Below are 3145 nucleotides of genomic sequence, written 5' to 3' on the forward strand. Positions count from 1 at the left end.
ACCATTCGAAAACGAGGGCCACCGGCCGCGACATGGCGCTGCGACCGGTGGCCCGTGCGCCGGCCAGGCGGCGCGATCACCGCCCAGGTCCGCACCAAGGCCGGTGATTTCAGATCAGCGCCGGACCAGTGCCAAGACGCTGAAACCTCAAGGCTATTCCTCGCCGTGCGACCCTGCGCCGTGCGACCCTGAATTGTCGGTTGTGAGAAGTGCCTGATTTTGCTGTGTTTCTGCATTGGGCTGCGGTGCCTTCTCAAGGTAGAGCCAAGGTGCCTGCGCGGCACCGTTCGGCCCGATCTGCGCGGCATTCTGCCCGCCGAACACGACGGTCAACCGTGGCGCAACCGCATTGCCCTGTGCGTCTGTCGGTGCCTGCTGCGCATAGAAGAACCGCGCTAGATCAGCATGCAGCTTGTCGAGACGGTCGAAGGCCTCCAGCACCGTGCAGTTCATGGCGATGGCAAAGCTCTCCGGCGTGTGAGCCGCATAGCGAAACCGCCACAGCATCGGATCGCCGAATGAATTGCGAAGAAACTCAAGCATTTCGCGGGTTACTTTGTTCTTCGCGCCAGGCGGCCGCCCTGCCCGATCGCGCTTGATCGAGGCCCGGATCCGCTCCTCCTCATGCACGGAGACGTTCGCCCTGGTCGGCGGCATCAGCATATCGAGCTGCTCGCCGGATCCTTCTGCGGCCGCGGCGTCGGCGGCGGCCGCAATCACTCCCGCGAAAGTCCCCTTTTTGTCGGCTTCGGCCATCGTTCTGAATATCCGGGCATTTTTAATTGCCTGCGGATCATGGCGCGGCCTGCGAGCTGGCAACCGTGAGGCGTGAGGTGTCTTAGGTGTCTTTTCGCTGTCTATATATAATGTGTTGTTCTGACTCTCTTATTTATATTTTTAGACAGATAGACAGGTAAGACACTGATTTTCCTCGCGCGCGCGCATGCGCGCGCATGCGCATGATAGGCGCGGTGTCTGCCGTGTCTTTCCGTCTAGAATTTGAGATTAGCGTTGCGCTTCAATGGTATGCGGCAAGACAGTGAAAAGACAGTCTAGCCACTCCCCCGCGCCCTATGCGCAGCCGCACCACGCGCAGCCCGAACATGCCCTCGATCAGGCCTCGTCAACCGTCCTGATTTTTGTTTGCGATCAGAATTGAGTACGCGCGCCGCGCGCGAGCCGGTGGTGACAGTTTTTTCCACGGGATTTTTGCGAGCGCGGACAAGGCGCGCGTTCCTTCTTCAACCCCAATGGGCGCGGGAGTGAGAGAGGTCGCAATGCGATGCGACTTGAGAAAACCGGGCGCGGGATTTAGAAGCGAACAGGTGAGGGGTTGAATGATCGTTTCTTATTCGCAGAACCTTGAAGACATCCTGCTGCACCGGGCGCTGTGCCACGTCGAGTGCGGTTTCTACATCGACGTGGGTGCGAACGATCCTGTGATCGATAGCGTCACCAAGCTGTTTTATGACGCTGGCTGGCGCGGCGTGAACGTCGATCCGAACCAGCATTTCATTGATCTGCTCAATGCGAAGCGGCCGAACGACATCAACGTGCGCGCGGCCGCGTCCGATCGTGCCGGCATCACGACGTTTCATCAGATGGGCGGCTGGGCGCATGGCCTGTCGACAACGATCGGCGAGGTGGCGAAAGAGCGCGCGCACCTGCTCGAGCGCTCCTATGACGTGCCCACAGAGACGCTGACGGCTATCTGCGCGCGTTACGCGCCGCCGGATATCCATTTCCTCAAGGTCGATGCCGAGGGCGCCGAGGCGCTCGTATTTCGCGGGCTGGATCTGGCTAGGTTTCGCCCTTGGGTGATCGTCGGCGAGATCTCGCACGATGAGAGCTGGTGGCCCCTGCTCACGGAAAGCGGCTACACGTTCGCGCGCGCCGACGCGGCAAATCGGTATTACATCGCAAACGAACGTGCGGCCGAGCTGCTGCCGGCCTTTGCCTTTGCGGTCGACGACTACAAGCGATTTCATTCCAAGGACGTCGACGACGCCCTGTTGCTGCGTCACAAGCCGCTAAGGTGGATCACCAAACAAGTACGCGCTGCCATCAGCGGATCTGGTGAGGCCTAGGAGCCGAACAGATCGCCGACGGCCGCCTTGGCCTTGGCCCGCTCTTGTATGCCGCGCCGGCGCGCGGCCGCGTCATAGCGGTTGTGGCACCGCTGGCACCAGCAGCGCAGGTTCTCCGGCCGGCAATCCTCGGGTTTGTGGTTGAGGTGCGCGACGGTGAGCACGATGCGGATGATGCGCAGCCACTCGCGGCGGCCGCCAGGCATGCTGCACCACCAATGCTCGCCGGGCGTGGGCCATGTAAACCGCAATCCATTGTCCCCTGTCGGATCCGCCGGCAGGAATGTGCCGTCATCGGCGCGGCCGCCCAGCGCGCGGTTTGCCACTCCGCATTCCTCGCACTTGTTGCCGGCGCGTTCGCGGATCGAGGCCGAGATCTGCGGCCAGTCGGCCGGGTAACGCGCCTTGTTTTCAGCGCGGATCGGCATCAGCGGAGCTGGTAGGCGCGGATAAAGCGCCTCTTGCCGGTATGGACGTTTTCCACCTCGAGCCGATCGCCGTAACAGTTCCTCGTCACCAGGCCGATCGCCAAACCGGAGCTCTCCGAGAGACGCCAGCTGACAGCCGTGCCCGGCGCGAATTCCCGTTTCAGCAACTCCTCGATCCGTTTATTGGCCGCGGCTCGATCGTGCAAAGAAGCCTTGAGTAATCGCATGGCGTGGTCGGTCATGGCGGCTCCTATTGCGCTCGCGCCGCGCGCAGCACGGCCTGGTCGGCGGGCGGACGCGGATCGTCGCCACTCCTGGGCCGTCGAAGAATGCCGCCACAGCGCGGACAGGTTTTTAAAATCAACGCGAGCTCATTGTTTTCGGTACGGTCGCAGGTGGCGCAGTACATGGGCTCTCCTCCTATTGCTGCAGATCACAAGCAGAAATCGTCCTCGCGCTCGCCTGGCGCCAGCAAGGGCGCGGGATCCTCCGGCAGCGGCCGCTCGAGCGGCGCATCGTCTAGATCCATGTCATAGGTGCCGTAGCCCATCCGGCGCAGCATCTTGAGCTGCTGATTGAGGATCGGCGGCACGGCCTGCAGGTGATCAGGATTCACGCATTTGCGGACGG

5 protein-coding genes are annotated in these 3145 nt (G+C 62.1%); 1 reads left to right on the top strand and 4 read right to left on the bottom strand.

What is annotated here, in order from left to right; genetic code table 11:
* Nucleotides 1-153 precede the first annotated feature (153 nt).
* Entirely contained in the window at nucleotides 154-756 is a 603-nt protein-coding gene (locus tag HMPREF9697_RS20010) for a hypothetical protein (RefSeq protein ID WP_002719091.1), read from the bottom strand.
* Between the two features lie 581 nt (nucleotides 757-1337).
* On the opposite strand from HMPREF9697_RS20010, the gene HMPREF9697_RS20015 reads away from it, so the two are divergent.
* Complete coding sequence (locus HMPREF9697_RS20015) at nucleotides 1338-2087, top strand: FkbM family methyltransferase (protein ID WP_002719092.1); 750 nt, start codon at nucleotides 1338-1340, stop codon at nucleotides 2085-2087.
* Here HMPREF9697_RS20015 and HMPREF9697_RS20020 read toward each other — a convergent pair.
* The 3 genes from HMPREF9697_RS20020 to HMPREF9697_RS20030 all read right to left on the bottom strand — a co-directional run.
* Nucleotides 2084-2515 (bottom strand): hypothetical protein, encoded by a 432-nt coding sequence (locus HMPREF9697_RS20020; protein WP_002719093.1) that lies wholly within the window; start codon nucleotides 2513-2515, stop codon nucleotides 2084-2086. The two genes, HMPREF9697_RS20015 and HMPREF9697_RS20020, sit on opposite strands and share 4 nt — an antisense overlap.
* Entirely contained in the window at nucleotides 2515-2757 is a 243-nt protein-coding gene (locus HMPREF9697_RS20025; RefSeq protein ID WP_002719094.1) for a hypothetical protein, read from the bottom strand. The genes HMPREF9697_RS20020 and HMPREF9697_RS20025 overlap by 1 nt, the downstream gene beginning before the upstream one ends.
* Nucleotides 2758-2948: 191 nt before the next feature.
* Nucleotides 2949-3145 (bottom strand): hypothetical protein (locus HMPREF9697_RS20030; protein ID WP_002719096.1); only part of this gene is annotated, 197 nt, incomplete at its 5' end.

It is taken from the genome of Afipia felis ATCC 53690 (assembly GCF_000314735.2).
Lineage (GTDB): Bacteria > Pseudomonadota > Alphaproteobacteria > Rhizobiales > Xanthobacteraceae > Afipia > Afipia felis.

What these genes read in the sequence shown, in the direction of transcription:
- HMPREF9697_RS20010 (WP_002719091.1), bottom strand. Translation starts at nt 756, where the DNA reads ATGGCCGAAGCCGACAAAAAGGGGACTTTCGCGGGAGTGATTGCGGCC.
- HMPREF9697_RS20025 (WP_002719094.1), bottom strand. Translation starts at nt 2,757, where the DNA reads ATGACCGACCACGCCATGCGATTACTCAAGGCTTCTTTGCACGATCGA.
- HMPREF9697_RS20020 (WP_002719093.1), bottom strand. Translation starts at nt 2,515, where the DNA reads ATGCCGATCCGCGCTGAAAACAAGGCGCGTTACCCGGCCGACTGGCCG.
- HMPREF9697_RS20015 (WP_002719092.1), top strand. Translation starts at nt 1,338, where the DNA reads ATGATCGTTTCTTATTCGCAGAACCTTGAAGACATCCTGCTGCACCGG.